The sequence below is a fragment of the Ruminococcus sp. YRD2003 genome (assembly GCA_900109435.1).
GTDB lineage: Bacteria > Bacillota > Clostridia > Oscillospirales > Ruminococcaceae > Ruminococcus > Ruminococcus flavefaciens_G.
Genome location: FNZT01000003.1, coordinates 463,134 through 481,114, shown reverse-complemented (window position 1 = coordinate 481,114; position 17,981 = coordinate 463,134). Strand labels below are relative to the sequence as shown.

At 50.9% G+C, this 17,981-nt stretch carries 19 protein-coding genes; all 19 read left to right on the top strand.

Annotation, left to right across the window (positions count from 1 at the left end; translation table 11 throughout):
• The 19 genes from BMX22_RS02195 to BMX22_RS02105 all read left to right on the top strand — a co-directional run bounded on the left by BMX22_RS02195 (position 1) and on the right by BMX22_RS02105 (position 17,971).
• Entirely contained in the window at positions 1-786 is a 786-nt protein-coding gene (locus tag BMX22_RS02195; protein ID WP_074740290.1) for an SDR family NAD(P)-dependent oxidoreductase, read from the top strand.
• Positions 776-1,315, top strand: coding sequence for a hypothetical protein (locus BMX22_RS02190; RefSeq protein ID WP_074740289.1), 540 nt, complete (start codon positions 776-778; stop codon positions 1,313-1,315). The genes BMX22_RS02195 and BMX22_RS02190 overlap by 11 nt, the downstream gene beginning before the upstream one ends.
• Before the next feature lie 229 nt (positions 1,316-1,544).
• A complete protein-coding gene (locus BMX22_RS02185) occupies positions 1,545-2,942 on the top strand; it encodes a pyruvate carboxylase subunit B (protein WP_074740288.1) in 1,398 nt (465 codons plus the stop codon).
• 14 nt (positions 2,943-2,956) lie between these two features.
• The gene (locus BMX22_RS02180) at positions 2,957-3,361 is read left to right on the top strand and encodes an OadG family protein (RefSeq protein ID WP_074740287.1); all 405 of its coding nucleotides are present in this window, start codon (positions 2,957-2,959) and stop codon (positions 3,359-3,361) included.
• Between the two features lie 2 nt (positions 3,362-3,363).
• Positions 3,364-3,765 (top strand): biotin/lipoyl-containing protein, encoded by a 402-nt coding sequence (locus BMX22_RS02175; RefSeq protein WP_074740286.1) that lies wholly within the window; start codon positions 3,364-3,366, stop codon positions 3,763-3,765.
• A 12-nt stretch (positions 3,766-3,777) separates the two neighbouring features.
• Positions 3,778-4,998 carry a sodium ion-translocating decarboxylase subunit beta gene (locus BMX22_RS02170; RefSeq protein WP_074740285.1) on the top strand — a complete coding sequence of 407 codons (1,221 nt, stop codon included), beginning with the start codon at positions 3,778-3,780 and terminating at the stop codon, positions 4,996-4,998.
• 650 nt (positions 4,999-5,648) lie between these two features.
• Positions 5,649-6,614: a D-alanyl-D-alanine carboxypeptidase family protein gene (locus tag BMX22_RS02165; protein WP_074740284.1), complete on the top strand. Its 966-nt coding sequence runs from the start codon at positions 5,649-5,651 to the stop codon at positions 6,612-6,614.
• Positions 6,615-6,692: 78 nt separating this feature from the next.
• Positions 6,693-7,829, top strand: coding sequence for a D-alanyl-D-alanine carboxypeptidase family protein (locus BMX22_RS02160; RefSeq protein ID WP_074740283.1), 1,137 nt, complete (start codon positions 6,693-6,695; stop codon positions 7,827-7,829).
• Between the two features lie 143 nt (positions 7,830-7,972).
• Positions 7,973-9,307, top strand: a complete 1,335-nt coding sequence (locus tag BMX22_RS02155) for a glucose-6-phosphate isomerase (protein ID WP_074740282.1) — start codon at positions 7,973-7,975, stop codon at positions 9,305-9,307.
• Between the two features lie 61 nt (positions 9,308-9,368).
• Entirely contained in the window at positions 9,369-9,776 is a 408-nt protein-coding gene (locus BMX22_RS02150) for a hypothetical protein (protein WP_074740281.1), read from the top strand.
• A 101-nt stretch (positions 9,777-9,877) separates the two neighbouring features.
• The gene (locus BMX22_RS02145; RefSeq protein ID WP_074740280.1) at positions 9,878-10,333 is read left to right on the top strand and encodes a YceD family protein; all 456 of its coding nucleotides are present in this window, start codon (positions 9,878-9,880) and stop codon (positions 10,331-10,333) included.
• Positions 10,334-10,357: 24 nt separating this feature from the next.
• Positions 10,358-10,543 carry a 50S ribosomal protein L32 gene (gene rpmF, locus BMX22_RS02140; protein WP_031560699.1) on the top strand — a complete coding sequence of 62 codons (186 nt, stop codon included), beginning with the start codon at positions 10,358-10,360 and terminating at the stop codon, positions 10,541-10,543.
• Positions 10,544-10,646: 103 nt separating this feature from the next.
• Positions 10,647-11,948: a DUF512 domain-containing protein gene (locus BMX22_RS02135; RefSeq protein ID WP_074740279.1), complete on the top strand. Its 1,302-nt coding sequence runs from the start codon at positions 10,647-10,649 to the stop codon at positions 11,946-11,948.
• Between the two features lie 9 nt (positions 11,949-11,957).
• The gene (locus BMX22_RS02130) at positions 11,958-12,734 is read left to right on the top strand and encodes a TraX family protein (protein ID WP_074740278.1); all 777 of its coding nucleotides are present in this window, start codon (positions 11,958-11,960) and stop codon (positions 12,732-12,734) included.
• Positions 12,735-12,744: 10 nt separating this feature from the next.
• Positions 12,745-13,377 carry an SMI1/KNR4 family protein gene (locus BMX22_RS02125; protein WP_074740277.1) on the top strand — a complete coding sequence of 211 codons (633 nt, stop codon included), beginning with the start codon at positions 12,745-12,747 and terminating at the stop codon, positions 13,375-13,377.
• A 28-nt stretch (positions 13,378-13,405) separates the two neighbouring features.
• Positions 13,406-14,734 carry a ribosome biogenesis GTPase Der gene (gene der, locus BMX22_RS02120; protein WP_074740276.1) on the top strand — a complete coding sequence of 443 codons (1,329 nt, stop codon included), beginning with the start codon at positions 13,406-13,408 and terminating at the stop codon, positions 14,732-14,734.
• On the top strand, positions 14,734-15,408 hold the full coding sequence (plsY, locus tag BMX22_RS02115; protein ID WP_081349020.1) for a glycerol-3-phosphate 1-O-acyltransferase PlsY: 675 nt from the start codon (positions 14,734-14,736) through the stop codon (positions 15,406-15,408). Before der ends, plsY begins: the two co-directional genes overlap by 1 nt.
• 17 nt (positions 15,409-15,425) lie before the next feature.
• Complete coding sequence (locus tag BMX22_RS02110) at positions 15,426-16,418, top strand: NAD(P)H-dependent glycerol-3-phosphate dehydrogenase (RefSeq protein ID WP_074740274.1); 993 nt, start codon at positions 15,426-15,428, stop codon at positions 16,416-16,418.
• Positions 16,419-16,432: 14 nt separating this feature from the next.
• Positions 16,433-17,971 carry an asparagine synthetase B family protein gene (locus BMX22_RS02105; protein ID WP_074740273.1) on the top strand — a complete coding sequence of 513 codons (1,539 nt, stop codon included), beginning with the start codon at positions 16,433-16,435 and terminating at the stop codon, positions 17,969-17,971.
• Positions 17,972-17,981: the final 10 nt, after the last annotated feature.

The following is a 17,981-nucleotide window of genomic DNA, read 5'->3' as shown; positions in this document are numbered from 1 at the left end:
ATGAAAGCATTGATAACAGGCGCAACATCAGGAATCGGTATGAGTATGGCACGCAAGCTCGGCAGACGCGGCTGGGAGCTCATACTCACGGGCAGAAACGAGGCGGCACTCGAGCAGCTGAAGTCAGAGCTCGGGAGTGCAGAGACGATTGTTGCCGACCTATCAAAGCGCGAAGATGTATTCAAGGTTTATGAATTTGCCAAGGACAAAGACGTGGATATGCTCGTGAACAACGCAGGCTATGGTATATTCGGCAGGTTCGACAAGACAGACCTCGACGACGAGCTGAATATGATAGACGTAAACATCGTCGCGGTACACATACTGACAAAGCTCTTCCTGCGCGACTTCAAGGAACGCGACCGCGGCATCATACTCAATGTAGCCTCGTCCGCAGGCTTCATGACGGGGCCGCTGCTCTCATCTTACTATGCATCCAAGAACTACGTGGTAAGGCTCAGTCTTGCGATAGCGGAGGAGCTCCGCCGCGACAAGTCCAACGTCAGCATTACGGTGCTCTGCCCCGGACCTGTAGATACCAACTTCAACAACCGCGCCGGCGTGAGCTTCAGTGTAAAGCCGATAACTCCTGACTACGCGGCTGAATTCGCGCTGAGGAAGGCATTCGACCGTCAGCTCATTGCTATCCCAGGTCTTGGCGTAAGGGCAGCTGTATTCGCTTCGCGCTTTGCTCCGCACAAGCTGCTCTCCGCTGTAGTATATGGTATACAGCACAGTAAGAAGACTGCCGACGGCACCGAAAAGGCTGTGACAAATGAAGGATAAGAGCTACAGGGTAGCCCTTGGAGGGATAGTATCGGCGCTGTGTCTCGTGACGATGTTCCTCGCGGGAATAATTACGCCCCTGTATATCGTTCTGCCGCTCATTGCGGGAGTTATGCTGCTCATCATCGTGGAGGAGGTCAGCATAAGCTGGGCTATGCTGACATACGTCGCAGTGAGCCTGCTGTCGCTGTTCATCACCGCGGACAAGGAGGCTGCGCTCCTGTTTATAATGCTGTTCGGACACTATCCTATGCTGAGATTCTTCCTGCAAAAAATACGTTTCGGCTTAATACGGCTGATACTGAAGCAGACAGTGTTCAACTCGTGTGCGCTGAGCTTTTTCTACGTGACAGTTTACATCTTTGGTATCAAGCAGATGATCGAAGACATGAACGACTTTGGCAAGTACGGAGCGATAGCGCTTCTGGTATTATGCAACGTGATATTCCTGCTCTATGACTTCAACCTTGACGTCGTGTACAAGGTCTACATCAAGAGGATAATGCCTCGATTCAAGAAAAAACGTTGAGAAAAGCTGTCCTTGCGGGGCAGCTTTTTCAGATGCCATATGAAAAAAATATCGCAAAAGAAATAAAATAAATAAAAAAACTTGAAAAAACACTGGAAAAACGATTTCATATATGTTATAATAAATTTTGATTGGGTCATTTGCAAGGACGCACAGACCCTTTACTCCTTCGGGGGTGAAAAGTACAGTATCTCTGCAATGCAGAGTTTAAAATTTAGGAGGCTTGTACATGAAAAAAGTGCAACTGACAGAAACAGTTCTTCGCGACGCTAACCAGTCGCTGATGGCAACACGTCTGCCCTATTCCGACTACGAGGGTATCCTCTCGGAAATGGACAAGGCAGGCTACTACTCCGTAGAGTGCTGGGGCGGAGCAACATTTGACTCCTGTCTCAGATACCTCGGTGAAGACCCGTGGGAGAGACTCCGCGGACTGAGAAAGAACCTTCCGAACACCCGTCTGCAAATGCTTCTGAGAGGTCAGAACCTCCTCGGCTACAAGCACTACCACGACGACGTAGTTGAGAAGTTCATCGAGCTCTCAATTAAGAACGGTATCGACGTTATCCGTATCTTTGACGCTCTCAACGACTTCCGTAACATCGCAACAGCTCTCGAGTGTACCAAGAAGTATGCAAACGAGAGAACTGTCGCTTCGGGTTGTATCTCATACACACAGAGCCCCGTACATACCGTTGACAAGTACATCGAGATGTGCAAGGAGCTCAAGACAATGGGATTCGATACTATCTGCCTCAAGGATATGGCAGGTACGATGTCCCCCTACGAGGCAGAGCACCTCATAAAGGGCATCAAGGACGCTATCGGCGACATGACCCTCATCCTCCACACCCACTGCACAACGGGTATGGCTTATATGACTATCACAAAGGCTATCGAGTCGGGTATCGACGTTATCGACACCGCTACATCCTGTTTCTCGGGCGGTACTTCACAGCCTGCAACGGAGACGATGTTCTATGCCCTCAAGCAGTACGGTATCGACTGCGGGCTCGACGAGGACGTCATCAACAAGGTAAACGACTACTTCAAGCCCATAAAGCAGAAGTACGTGGACAGCGGCCAGCTCAACCCCAAGAGCCTTGCTACCGACGCTCAGGCGCTCGTATACAAGGTGCCCGGCGGTATGCTCTCGAATATGATAGCTAACCTCACAGATATGCACGCAATGGACAAGTTTGATGCTGCTCTCGCAGAGATTCCGAAGGTCAGAGCAGACCTCGGCTATCCTCCGCTCGTAACTCCTCTCTCGCAGATGGTAGGTAATCAGGCTGTAACGAATGTCCTCATCGGCGAGCGCTACAAGAACATCTCCAAGGAAGTTAAGAACTACATCAAGGGCGAGTACGGTATAGCTCCCGCACCTATCAGTCAGGAACTCCTCGACAAGGTTCTTGAGGGCGCAGAGCCTGTTGACTGCCGTATCGAGGATGCAAAGCGCACAGGCGAGGACTTCGCAGCTGCTAAGGAAGCTCTCGGCGACCTTGCACGCTCTGAGGAAGATGTAATGAGCTACATCTGCTACCCCGACCAGACTATGAAGTTCCTCAATGACCGCAAGGCTAAGGAGGAAAATGAAGCAGTTTACACCATTGAGGAAATGTAAGGAGGCTTCACACGATGAATATCAATTTTACACTTCTTGCCGCTCAGACAGCTGACAGCGGCACGAAAATGGAGATAGGCGACGCCGCGATAACTGCGGTATTCGGCTATGCAGTCGTTTTCTTCGGACTTGTTCTGCTGATGATAGTTCTCTACATCACAGGCGGCATATTCAAGAGCAAGGACGCCAAGGTCAAGGCACAGGAGAAGGCAACTCTTGAGAAGGTCAAGAAGGAAGTCGAGGCTAATCCGCTGACCGTGACTCCGCTCGCGCTTCCGTGCGCACCGGGCTCGGCAGGACACGTAAAGCTCCACGGCGTACCCGATAAGGACGCTGCGATGATAATGGCTATAGTTGCCGATAAGATGCAGACTCCGCTCAATGAGCTTCGCTTTATTTCCATCAAGGAGGTCAAATAACAATGAAGTATAAGGTAACACTTAACGGAAAGACATATGAAGTAGAGGTCGAGAAGGGCAAGGCGATGCTCCTCGATGAGTATGAGGCTCTCGCACCCGCCCCTGCCGCAGTACCGGCTGCACCCGCAGCCGCTGCAGCTCCCGCCGCAGCACCCGCTCCTGCCCCTGCTGCTCCCGTGAACCTCGCAGCAGGTGAGACGGTAGCAGCTCCTATGCCGGGCAATATCCTCCGTGTTGACGTAGCACAGGGCGACACAGTCAAGGCAGGACAGATCCTCGTAATACTCGAAGCTATGAAAATGGAGAATGAGATAGTTTCTCCCAAGGACGGTACCGTTGCTCAGGTAGTTACCAGCAAGGGCGCTGTCGTAGACACAGGCGCTCCGCTCGTGATAATAGCGTAAGGAGGGCAAACGATGAACATAGTTGAGACCCTTGAAAAGCTGTGGAACGATTCGGGCTTTCAGAGCTTTTTCGTAGGCGAGGGCTGGAAGAACCTCGTAATGATAGCGATATCATGCGTTCTTCTCTACCTCGGAATCAGAAAAAAGTTCGAGCCGCTGCTGCTTGTCGGAATCGCATTCGGCTGTCTGCTCGTAAACCTTTCCTACTTCGGCCCCGAATCAACCGATGCACTCTACCACCCCGAGCTGTGGAAGGACTTCCTTGATGAGGAGAGCCCGTTCTATCACAGCTACGGCAACATCATGGCGCACGGCGGACTTCTTGATATCCTGTATATCGGCGTAAAGGCAGGTATCTATCCCTCGCTGATATTCCTCGGCGTAGGCGCTATGACCGACTTCGGTCCGCTTATCGCAAACCCGAAGAGCCTCCTTCTCGGAGCTGCGGCTCAGATGGGCGTATTCCTTGCATTCTTCGGAGCTGTATGCCTCGGATTCACAGGCAATCAGGCAGCATCTATCGGTATCATCGGCGGTGCTGATGGTCCTACCGCTATCTTCCTCACAACAAGACTTGCTCCCGAGCTCCTCGGACCTATCGCAATCGCGGCTTACTCGTACATGGCGCTCATTCCTATGATACAGCCTCCGCTTATGAAGCTCCTCACTACCAAGAAGGAGCGCGAGGTCAAGATGGAACAGAACAGAAACGTTACCAAGACCGAGAAGATCATCTTCCCGATAATCGTAGCAATGTTCGTTATCCTTCTTCTTCCCTCGACGGCACCGCTCGTAGGCTGCCTCATGCTCGGCAACCTCTGGAGAGAGTGCGGCGTTACCGAGCGTCTTTCCGATACAGTACAGAACGCTCTCATGAACATCGTAACAGTATTCCTCGGAATCTCTGTTGGTGCAACAACAGCGGCAAGCAGCTTCCTCAACATCAAGACCCTGATGATAATAGCACTCGGACTTACAGCGTTTGCTTTCTCAACAGTCGGCGGACTTCTTGTCGGCAAGCTGATGTACCTGCTCACAGGCGGCAAGGTAAACCCGCTCATTGGTTCTGCGGGTGTATCGGCAGTACCTATGGCGGCACGTGTTTCTCAGATGGAGGGACAGAAGGCGAATCCCTCGAACTTCCTCCTCATGCACGCTATGGGACCGAATGTTGCGGGCGTTATCGGCTCTGCAATTGCGGCAGGATTCCTGCTTGCGGTATTCGGTAAGTAAACTTAAACACAAAGTTTTCATCAGACCGTTCGGAGTGCTTATCCGAGCGGTCTGTTTCGCCCTGAAAAGGCACGCTTCGTCGTAATGCACAACCCCATTTTGGAGATATACACAAAACATATTTTCCGTTTTTGGGCTCGCTAAGCCTTTTCAACCCCAATAAACATCAAATCAACATTGATTCAACAGATTTGCCCCGAGTTATCAACGGTGAAAAGTTGAATGGTTGAAAACTCAAAGTCTCCGTTTGTGCAAATCGGAGACTTTCGTTTTTTTGGTTGACAATGGCGATATTTTGTAATATAATGTAAATTACAGATATAAAGAAAGTTTTGACGGATAAAAAGAAAAACAAATAGTCAGAACGTTGCAAGGTGTAGAACGAACAAGAGAAAGGAACGCATTACCTGAAATGTCCGATGTTAGGGTAAGCATAACTTTTTCCATTCGTTTCGGTCTGCGAAACAGCGGAAAATGTTATGCTTTTTTATTTTTGGTGCATTCAGTCGCAGCAGTTATGAGCGGACAGGTAAGTGCGTAAATGAAACGGATAAATCCTTGCAGTCGAAAATAAAAAGGAAGATGTGACTTCCACGCCTGCGGCAGCGCAGGTCAAGTGTATGAACGAAAGATATGGAGGATGAAATAAAATGGGAAAGGTACACGTAAATAAGGGCAGAGTTGCTCTTGCTCTTATTGGAGTCGTAGTATCAATGACAGTGGTTGACAGCGTGAGAAGAGAATTTTTCAGGGTCAACACGAGCAGCAAGGTGACAGTTCACGGCGACTTTATCTCGAAGTCAGCTTCCGCTGCGTCGGACGACAATACGGTGCCGTTCACCCTTGACGAGAACGGACAGCCTACGACAGAATTTAACGGTGTAAGATTTGTCGGCAAGACCGAGCAGCAGCTCACAGCAGATAAGATCTCACAGGGACTTCTTGTCCTTGCCGATGCGGAGCATCCGGTTGCCGAGGGCAGCAAGAGCGAGATGATAGACCTGCTCGGCTGCAAGAATGACAGCTATACTCTTATCGAAGAGGGCATAATGCTCAACACAGATGCTGCTGAGGCGCTCAACAGCTTGATGATGGGCTATGAAAACGCAACGGGACTCAACGACTTCGTTGTATATGGTACTACCGAGACCTATACAGGGCAGGGTTCATGCTGCCCGAAGGCTTTCCCCGAGAGCGTAACAGGCAACACGGTCGACCTTGCACTGAATGGCTGCGGCTCTGTCATAGCCTTTGACGGCTACGACGAGGAGGGCTGGATTGTCGAGAATTGCGCTAAATACGGCTTTATCGTGAGATATCCGCAGGGCAAGCAGGAAAAGACGGGACAGGCTTTCTGTCCGTGGCATCTCCGCTATGTAGGCAAGCTCCACGCAGCAGTAATGCAGCGCAATGACCTCTGCCTCGAGGAATATCTTGAATTCCTCAAGAGCTATACTGTAGATGCTCCCTTTGAGTTCTCTTATGAGGGTGCGGGATACGAGATCTACTACATACCTTCGGAAAGCGACACGACGACAGCGATAGTGCCTATTTCGGGCAACTACAGCATATCGGGCAACAACACGGACGGTTTCATAGTTACATACAAGAAATAACGCGAAGCGGCTCAATTGAGCCGCTTTTTACGTCATATCATACGTTTTTCGGTCATATCATTACGGTGAGGTGATGATATGAAGAGATTATTCACATTATTTGCTGCAATTCTGATGCTCCGAACGCTTATCCCGTTTGCAGCTTTTGCCGCGGATGAACCTACTGATTCTGCACAGGCGTATATACTTGTCGAGGAAGCAACGGGTACGGTCCTCGCAGGTAAAAATGCTGATACGCCCCTGCACTGCGGATATCTGAGCAAGCTTATGGCTCTGCTGCTCGTAGCCGAGGACATTGAAACGGGGAAATACCGCCTTGACACAGAGTTGAATGCGTCTGAGTCCGTCCGCGGCACAAAGGGAGCTGTGATATGGCTGGAGCCAAATGACAGGCTTACAGTCGAGGAGCTGCTCAAATCTGTGATTATCGGCAATGCAAACGACGCGATGACCGTGCTCGCTGAGGCATCGGAGCGGAACATCGAGGGCTTTGTTTCGCGTATGAACAGCGAAGCTTTCGATATGGGGCTGCGGAATACCGCATTTTATAATCCGTACGGATACTACGACGAGCGGGAGTATTCTTCTGCCCGTGATATTGCGGAAATATGCCGTGCTCTTGCAAAATACGAATTTCTGCGCCAATATTTTCAGACATGGCGCGACTTTGTCAAGAACGGAACGGTTGAGCTGGTCAGCGAAAATACGCTCTCGCGTACCTACGAACGGCATATCGGATTCAAAGCGTGTCACTCCGACGAGGCGGGCTTTTGCACTGCGGAGGGCGGCATCAACGACAGAGGTACGTGCTATATTTCGGTAGTGCTCGGAGCCCCTGATGCGGAAACTTCGCTCACAGCGGCGAAAAAGCTGATAAACCGCGGATTTACGGACTATAAGGTCACAGCGACCATGTTTCCCGACGAGATGCTGATGCCGATGAAGGTACGCAGGGGAGAGGACGCAGCTGTTGAGATACGCCTCCGTGAGCAGTTGGGGATAGTCGTGCCGCGCGGAGTGAATGAGCTGGGGACGATAACAGTCCTCCCCGAGTACATCGCTGCGCCCGTAAAAAAGGGGCAGAGGATAGGTACGGCAGGCTTCTACAGCGGCAAGGAGCTTGTCTGTGAGGCAGATATAGTTGCGGCAGATGACGTTCCCTCCTTGAGCTATGGCTTTGTCTTTGTGAAAACCTTGGCAAAACTGCTGAATTAGACTTGTTGAAATTGGCTACAAAGTACAAAAGTGGAATTAGTTTGATAAAGGTACTTGAAAAATTCTTTAAAATATAGTATCATAAGATTGGTAATTTATAATGTGCTGCATACTATATGTAGTGCATACTGGAGGTAAATCAAATGTCATTAAAGCTTAACACAAAATATCTGGCTGACTTTGTCAATGCTGATGAGCTCACAGGTATCAAGGCTCAGGTCGAGGCTGCGGCTCAGACTCTCCACAGCAAGACGGGTCTCGGAAATGATTTTCTGGGCTGGGTAAGTCTTCCTACAGACTACGATAAGGAGGAATTCGCTCGTATCAAGGCTGCTGCCGAGAAGATAAAGAGCAATTCCGATATCCTCATCGTAATAGGTATCGGCGGTTCTTACCTTGGCGCGAGAGCTGCTATCGAGCTCCTCAAGTCGCCCCTTTACAATAACATGAAGAAGGACACCCCCGACATCTACTATGTAGGCAACAGCATCAATCCTACATATCTCAGCGAGATAATCTCTCTCTGCGAGGGCAAGGACTTCTCTGTAAACGTAATTTCCAAGTCGGGCACAACTACCGAGCCCGCTCTAGCATTCCGCATCTTCAAGAAGATGGTAGAGGACAAGTATGGCAAGGAAGAAGCTAAGAACCGTATCTTTGCAACTACCGACAAGGCAAGAGGAACACTCAAGAACCTCTCCGATGCTGAGGGCTACGAAACATTCGTTATTCCCGATGACGTAGGAGGACGCTTCTCAGTACTCACAGCCGTTGGTCTTCTTCCCATTGCAGTTGCAGGATGCGATATCGACGCTCTTATGAAGGGCGCTGCAAAGGCTCAGGCTGACTTCTGCGCTGACTTCGACAACAATGACTGCTACAAGTACGCAGCTCTCAGAAACATCCTTTATCGCAAGGGCAAAGCTGTTGAGATGCTCGTTTCCTATGACCCCAGCTTCGTAATGATGAGCGAGTGGTATAAGCAGCTCTTCGGCGAGAGCGAAGGCAAGGACAACAAGGGTATCTTCCCCGCGTCCGTTACTTTCTCGACCGACCTCCACTCCATGGGTCAGTATATACAGGACGGCGCACGCATCATGTTCGAGACGGTCGTTGACATCAAGACCCCCAAGCAGGACCTTTTCCTTGAACCCGATGCAGAGAACCTCGACGGTCTTAACTTCCTCACGAACCAGAATATGTCCGTAGTCAACAGGAAGGCATTCGAGGGAACAGTTCTCGCTCATACTGAGGGCGGAGTTCCGAATATCATCCTCGAGCTTGATGATACTACCGAAGAGAGCGTTGGATACATGATATATTTCTTCGAGAAGGCTTGTGCGATCTCAGGCTACGTTCTCGGAGTAAATCCCTTCAACCAGCCCGGTGTTGAGAGCTACAAGTCGAATATGTTCGCTCTCCTCGGAAAACCCGGCTACGAAGGCGCAAAGGCTGCACTTGAAGCTAAGCTCGGCTAATCGCTGAGTTTACTATAAACTAAACTATCACACTGCCGCAAGGCAATGGAAGGAGTAAACTATGATAAAACTCATCACAGGAAAAAAGGGTACAGGCAAGACAAAGATACTCATTGACCAGATCAACGACGCAGTAAAGGCTACAGCAGGAAACGTTGTATGCGTAGAGAAAGGCTCTACAGTAAGATACTCTATCAGCCGCAAGGTTAGATGGTGTGATACAGAGTACTACGCTATTGAGGGCTACGATACATTCTACGGCTTCATTGCAGGTCTCCTCGCAAGCAACTACGACATCACACACATCTACATCGACGGAATCTTCCGCATCGGCGGACGCGATTACGATGCGTTCGGCAAGCTCCTTGAAAAGCTGGACAAGCTCACAGGCGATGACGTATCTGTTATCTTCACTGTTTCTGCTGACGACAGCGAGCTCCCCGAGAGCGTAAAGCAGTTCCTCAAGTAAGAATAATTGGGTAATTGCCTTAAAAAAATCGGGAAGAGCTATTGACATATCCCGTCAATTAGTGTATAATATATTTTATGGTGCTCTGAAGGATTTGTAATATGAAGATCAACCTAAAACAACTTTTCAGTATCGTCGGAGAATCCCGTGATTTTGCCTATGAGATAGGCGTGGACGAGCTTTCCGATATCCGCGGCTACAGCTTTGCCTCACCTGTATCGGTGAAGGGGCGGCTGTATAACAGGGCAGGCGTTGTCTACCTTGAATATTCCGTGGAGCTGACGCTCCTCGTCACCTGCGACAGATGTCTGAAGGAGTTTGAAAGAGCGTATCACTATGATTTCGACCATATTGTCGTTCCTTCTGCAAACAGCGATAACGATGACTATATCGTTGCCGAGGGCGAGAGCATTGAGCTGAATGAAGCAGCAGTGACAGACCTTCTGTTGCAGCTCCCCACCAAAAACCTCTGCAAAGAGGACTGCAAAGGACTTTGCATGGTGTGCGGCTGCGACCTGAACGAATCGACCTGCGAGCATATCAATACCGAGCTGTGAAGCTCTATATAAGGAGGTGCCAAAATGGCTGTACCGAAGAGAAAAACTTCCAAGGCAAGACGCGATAAGAGACGCAGTGCTGTATGGAAGCTGGAGACACCTGCGATGTGCAAGTGTGATAACTGCGGCGCATACAAGGCTCCGCACAAGGTCTGCAAGAACTGCGGATTCTATAAGGGCGTTGAGGTTCTTAAGATCGACGCTGAATAATCGGCTAATTCCGATACATGAGGAGGAGAGGAGGCAGAAGTCTTCCTCTCCCTTTTTGCTATAACCGATTCTATCATCTTGATTTGCTGGCAGGGGAGAGCTTATGGTAAAGATAAATAGTGTTTCTGAAGGCTCTCCTGCGAGTAGGTGCGGGGTCCGCGAGGGTGACTTGCTTTCAGCGATAAACGGACATCCCGTAAAGGATGTACTCGACTATATGTACTATGCTGCCGAGACAAGGGTCACGCTTGATATCGTCCGCCACGGCGAAGAGCTTACCTTCCGCATCGAGAAGGACGAGTATGACGACCTCGGGCTCGAGTTTGAAACTTTCCTTATGGATAGCAAGCAGCGATGCAGCAATAACTGCGTATTCTGCTTCATCGACCAGATGCCTCCGGGAATGCGTGAGACGTTATACTTCAAGGACGACGATGCCCGTCTTTCCTTTTTGCAGGGCAACTACGTTACGCTCACGAATCTCAAGCAAGAGGATATCGACCGCATAATCAAGATGAAATTGAATATAAATGTGTCTGTCCACACGACGAACCCCGAGCTGCGTGTGAAGATGATGCACAATAGATTCGCGGGTGAGAAGCTGAAATTCATACGTCAGCTCGCGGAGAACGGCATCAAGCTGAATTGTCAGGTCGTATGCTGTCCGGGTATGAACGACGGCGACGAGCTGCGCCGCACGCTCAGTGATCTCGGTGAGCTTATGCCGAATATCACGAGCATGGCGGTCGTGCCCGTGGGAGTTACGAAATTCCGTGAGGGACTTTACCCGCTGACTACTTTCAACAAGCAGACGGCAGGCGAGACCATAGACATAATCGGTGAGTACCAGCAGCAATTTCTCGAAAAATTCGGGACGCGGACGGTTTTCCCTTCGGACGAGTTCTTTCTCATCGCCGAGCGCGATATACCTCCCGCCGAGTTCTACGAGGACTACTCCCAGTACGAAAACGGCGTGGGAATGCTCCGCTCGCTGATGGACGAGTTCACGAAAGCACTTGAGATAGCCGAATGGGAGGGCGGAGAGCGGCACGTTACGATAGCTACGGGCTACAGTCCCTACCCGATAATCTGCCGCCTCGCAAGAAAGGCAGAGGAGGCTTTCCCTCAGCTGAAATGCGACGTGGTACGCATACGCAACGACTTTTTCGGAGACACTATCACCGTTACGGGACTCATCACCGCTCAGGATCTTATAGCACAGCTAAAGGGACGCGACCTCGGCGACGAGCTGCTCATTTCCTCGGCAATGCTGAGGAGGGACAGCGACGTCTTCCTCGATGATATGACGGTTTCCGACGTCGAGCGCGAGCTGGGAGTGCCTCTGCGGAGCTCCGACAGCGACGGCTACGAACTCCTCGACGCGATAATGGGTGTGACCTATTAAGGAGGACATATGGAGAAAACGGGCAGATTCAAGGTCATAAACCGCGACGCTATAAAGTACATCATCATATTCTTCATGCTCACGGGACACATCATGGCGTGGCTTAGTATCGGTGATACGCCGCCAGACGGTCTGTTCGCGGACTGTCCGCTGTGGCAGAGGATATTCATCGAGCTCAGCCTTATCACTCCGCCCGTGATGTTCTTCTTTGTGGCGGATGGCTTCAAGTACACGCGCTCGCGGAAGAAATATGCCATGCGGCTGCTGATTTTCGGCTGTATTACGCAGGTGCCGTTCTATCTGCTGTGGTTTGAGTTCTACGGCTGGTGGCAGACGAATGTGATGTTCGGACTGCTGTTTGGTCTGCTCGCACTGTGCGCGTGGGAGAGCCGCTTCAAGCTATGGCAGAGGATAGCTCTTGTGATACTCTGCTGCCTCGGCTCGCTGGCGATAATGACAGAGTGGATGCTGTTCGGACCTGTCATCATCTTCGGACTTCACGTCTTCCGCGAAAAGCCGAAGGCAAGGGCGATTTGGTACTTCTCAGCGTGGGCGGTATACCTCGCAGTATCGTCGGTACCGTCGCTCATAACGGATTTTACGCCGATAAGGCTCGAGGTCACGCTCGTACACATCTTCGACTTCATCGCAGCGTATCTGCTGATGACGGTCTTCTACAGCGGCAAAAAAGGGCACTTCCCGAAGTTCTCGAAGTGGTTCTTTTACATATTCTATCCCGCACATATTTTGCTTGCGGTAATACTGAGACTTATAATGAAAAAATGAGGTGGACAGTGTGCTGAATGCATGGAACACATATAAGCAGGCGCTTTTCACGAAAATGCCGTCTCTGAGAGACAACCTCAACGCTTGTGCGACTCTCGACAAGCTCATTGCCGCTGAGCAGGCGCTGGGGATCCGCTTTCCGATCGAGCTGAAAGAGCTCTACTTTGCAAATAACGGCGATGACCCGGAGGCAATGTGCGGTGTGATACTTGGCTTTCACTTCCTGAGTCTTGACGAGGTGGTTTCCGAGGTCGGACACTGGGCAGAGCTTGCAGGAAAAAATGGTTTCGGTGAGGATAGCTCATTCACCTCGAAGCCCGAGGGGTTCATCAAGAGACAATATGCAAATGCGAAATGGATACCGATATGTGCAGACGGAGGCGGAAACTTCATCGGTCTTGACCTCGACCCGGATACAAAAGGACGGGTCGGTCAGATCATCAACTTCGGCAGAGACGAGCAGCATAAGGAAGTTTTCGCGTACAGTCTCAATGCGTTCTTCGAGCGCCTTACAAGGATAGTCAACAGCGACCAGTTCTACATCGGCGAATTTGACGGCGAAGAAGTGATCTTCCTCGGTGTTGACAGCGAGGACGGTGCTCACCTCACCGATTACCTCAAAAAAGAAGATTCGGTGAAATAACAGATACATAAGAAAGGAGCGTGATACTATGTCACTTCCGATAGTAGCAGTAGTTGGACGTCCGAATGTCGGCAAGTCCACGCTGTTCAACAAGTTGATAGGTCAGCGCCTCTCCATAGTGGAAGACACCCCCGGAGTTACGCGCGACCGCATCTACTCAAAGTGTGAGTGGCGCGGCAAGGAGTTCATGGTCGTGGACACGGGAGGCATAGAGCCCGACAGCGACGATGTTATACTCGCGCAGATGAGAAGACAGTCGGAACTCGCCATAGAAAAGGCGGACGTGATAGTTTTTGTCACGGATATACGCTGCGGAGTCACCGCGGACGACTACGCCGTTTCGGAGATGCTGATAAAGAGCGGCAAGCCGATAATACTGGCAGTAAACAAGGTGGACAATCTCGGCGAGCCTCCGCTCGAGCTTTATGAGTTCTACAACCTCGGACTCGGCGAGCCCTTCCCGATATCGTCGGTCCACGGTCACGGCACGGGCGATATGCTCGACGCGATATACGAGTACCTCCCCGACGCAAATGAGGAGGAGTACAGTGATGACCATATAAAGGTCGCAGTAATAGGAAAGCCTAATGCGGGTAAGTCCTCGCTGATAAACAGGATAGCAGGCGAGGAGCGTGTTATCGTCTCCGACATAGCAGGTACGACGCGTGACTCCACGGACACCGTCATCGAGAACGAGTACGGCAAGTTCGTGTTCATAGATACCGCGGGCATTCGCAAGAAGTCGAAGGTCACGGACAAGGTCGAGCACTACAGCGTGCTCCGCGCGTATATGGCTGTAGACCGCGCTGACGTCTGCGTGATAATGCTCGACGCGACGGAGGGCTTTACAGAGCAGGACTCAAAGGTCGCTGGATATGCCCATGAGCAGGGAAAAGCTTGTGTTGTCGCCGTCAACAAGTGGGACCTTGTTGAGAAGGACGACAAGACAATGCAGGAGTTTCGTACAAAGCTTGAAAATGATTTCAGCTTCATGTCGTATGTGCCGTTCGTGTTCATATCCGCAAAGACGGGACAGCGCATAAACAAGCTTTACGAGCTGATAAAGTACACCTACGGACAGAATAGTATGCGAATATCAACAGGTATGCTCAACGATGTTCTTGCATATGCTACTACAAGGGTGCAGCCGCCGTCCGATAAGGGCAGGAGACTGAAGATATACTATATGACTCAGCCGTCGACTAAGCCGCCTACGTTTGTCACGTTCGTGAACAGAGCAGACTTGTTCCACTTTTCCTACAGAAGATATATTGAAAACCAGATACGTTCGACATTCGGACTTGAAGGAACACCTGTGCGTTTTATAGTCCGTGAAAGAGGAGGAAACGATAAATAATGAAAGTGTTATTCGCTCTTATAATTGCTGCCGCGATAGGCTATCTGCTCGGCAGCCTTAATTTCTCAATAATCGTAGTACAGCTCGTCAGAGGCAAGGACATCCGCACCATGGGCAGCCGCAATGCGGGACTCACCAACACCTACCGCTGCTGCGGACCTGCCTGCGCGGGACTTACTCTCCTCGGTGACCTGCTGAAGGGAGTAGTTGCGGTTGCACTTGCACGCCTTGTGGCAGGCTGGCTCAAGGTAGGGTTCCTGCCTGATAATGACGTACACTATATTGGCTATATTGCGGCATTCTTTGCTATAATCGGACACGTTTTCCCTGTTTACTACGGCTTTAAGGGCGGCAAGGGCGTCCTTGTTGGAGCAGCTTCCTTTATTGCTCTCGATTTCAGAGTATTTATCGCTCTTCTGGCAATATTCATCGTAACGCTCGCACTTTGCAAGTTCGTATCGCTTTCGTCCATAATAGCGACTGCGTACGGACCTCTTGCTGTGTTCCTCATGTCTTGGATAGTCAACGGCAGCGGCTTCGGCAGGAGCTTCCTGTATCTGATACTGTCGCTTCCTATGGCTGTGATGATAATCTGGATGCATCGTTCAAACATCGAGCGCCTTATGAACAACACCGAGACGAAGTTCTCGTTCAGCTCGAGAATCGCTGACTGAATAAAGGGGGATATCTTATGGCAAAGATAGTTATACTCGGCTCGGGAGGCTTCGGTCTCGCAATAGCTATAATGGCAAAGCAGTGTGGCAAGCACGACGTTACCGTATGGTCGAAGTTCCAATCTGAGATAGACGACATACGTGCCCACGGCGAGCACCAGCAGAAGCTTCCTGGGGTTCAGATACCAAACGAGATAGTGCTTACGAGCGATATCTCGTGCATAAAGGGTTGTGACATTCTCATATTCGGCATACCCTCGTCGTTTGTGAGGGGAGTAGCAAAGGAGGCTAAGCCCTACATCGACGACCACATGACCATAGTCAACACCGGAAAAGGTCTTGAAGAGAACAGTCTGAAGCGCCTCAGCGAGGTCATCGAGGAGGAGCTCGGCGTGAAGGACCTCGTGGTCCTTTCGGGACCTTCCCATGCGGAGGAAGTCGCACGCTGCGTACCCACGACTATGGCTTGCGCTTCTAAAAATGCGGAAGCTGCCAAGTACATACAGTCAGAGCTCGGCAACAGCTTTCTCAGGCTCTATCTCAATGACGACGTTATCGGCTGCGAGCTCGGCGGCGCGCTCAAGAATATCATCGCGCTGTGCTGCGGTATCTGCGACGGTATGGGCTACGGCGATAACACCAAGGCTGCGCTCATGACGCGCGGTATACATGAGATAGCGCGACTCGGAAAGGCTTGCGGAGCTAAGGTAGAGACATTCAGCGGCCTCACGGGCATTGGCGACCTTATCGTCACCTGCACCAGTATGCACAGCCGAAACAGACGTGCGGGCATACTTATCGGACAGGGCATATCTCCCGAGGAGGCGGTAAAGCGCGTCGGCACTGTTGAGGGCTACTGCTGCTGTAATGCGGCGTATCAGCTCGCAAAGAAAATGGGCGTTGAGATGCCCATAACGGAACAACTCAACAAGGTGCTCTTCGAGGGCGGAGATGTCAGGGACGCACTCGGCAAACTGATGAACCGTCCCCAGATATACGAAGTTTTTTGAACGGAGGAACACACATGGCAGAATTACGTGAGTACAGGGGACATATCCGCAACCGTAAGCAGCTCTGCGATGAGCTCGGCATAGGCGGCGGAATGTCCGCTAAGGAATGTGAGAAGCAGATAATCGTCAAGGCATACGAAAAGTGGGGACGCACAATGGGCGACCACATCTTCGGTATGTTCGCGTTCTGGCTGTATGATGAGAAGGAGGACAAGATTTTCGCCCTCCGCGACCAGTTCGGAACAAAGCCGTTCTACTATTACGTCACCGCTGACGGCAGACTTCTGTGCTCGCTTTCCATACGCACGATAATGGAGCAGGAGGGCTTCGTCAAGGAGCTCAACCGCGATATGCTCCAGATATATATGTCGCTCACCTACGTTGCGGGCGAGGACACCTTCTTCAAGGGCGTGAAGAAGCTCATGCCCGGTCACTGGCTCGAATTCAGGGACGGTAAGCTTGAACTCGGCAGATACTGGACTCCGACCTTCAAGCCCGACGAGAGCAAGTCCTGCGATGAATGGGCGGATGAGATACATTCTACGCTTTCGCACATCTTCACTGAGGTCAAGGACGAGGACGAGACCGTTGAATCTTTCCTCTCAGGCGGTGTGGATTCATCCTACGTGCTTGCTATGAGTGACGCAAAGCGTGCGGATTCCTGCGGCTACGACGAGGAGCGCTTTGACGAATCGCGAGTTGCCGCAAAGACAGCGGAGCTTCTCGGAGTTGAGCACTCTGTCGCGAATATACAGCCCAAGGACTTCTTTGATATCGTGCCCTATACGATGTACAATATGGAGCAGCCTCTCGGCGATGCTTCTGCTATAGTGTTCACGCTCGGCTGTATCGCGACTGCCAAGCATACCAAGATATGCTACTCGGGCGAGGGCGCCGATGAGTTCTTCGGAGGGTACAATATGTACCGCAATGCCGAGAAATACGGCGATAACCTCAAGACCTTCTATGTCGGCAATACCAACATCATGAAGGAGGACGAGAAGCAGCGCATACTCAGAACCTATGATCCCAATGTTCTTCCCATAAACCTTGTAAAGCACATCTACGACGAGACTGAGGGATTTGACCCGCTGACCAAGATGTCCGATGTGGATATTCAGATATGGCTTGAGGGCGATATCTACCTCAATGTCGACAAGATGAGCACTGCCGCGGGGCTCGAGATTCGTATGCCGCTCACTGACCTGCGTATCTTCGACATTGCGTCGCGTATGCCGTCGCGCTTCAAGGTCAATGAGGAGCAGAACAAGGTAGCGTTCAGAACTGCCGCTGCGAAGGTACTTCCCGAGGAGATAGCCTTCCGCAAGAAGCTCGGTTTCATCGTTCCTGTGAGGATATGGCTCGCGGATGAGAACTACAACGCCGACGTTAGAGCAAAGTTCAACAGCGACTATGCTGCCGAGTTCTTCAATATCGACGAGATAAATGCCATTTACAGCGACTATGTCGGCGGAAATTCCGACAACTGGCGCAAGGTCTGGACAATATATACCTTCCTTGTATGGTACGAGGAATACTTCATCAAAAGATAAAATAGCGAGG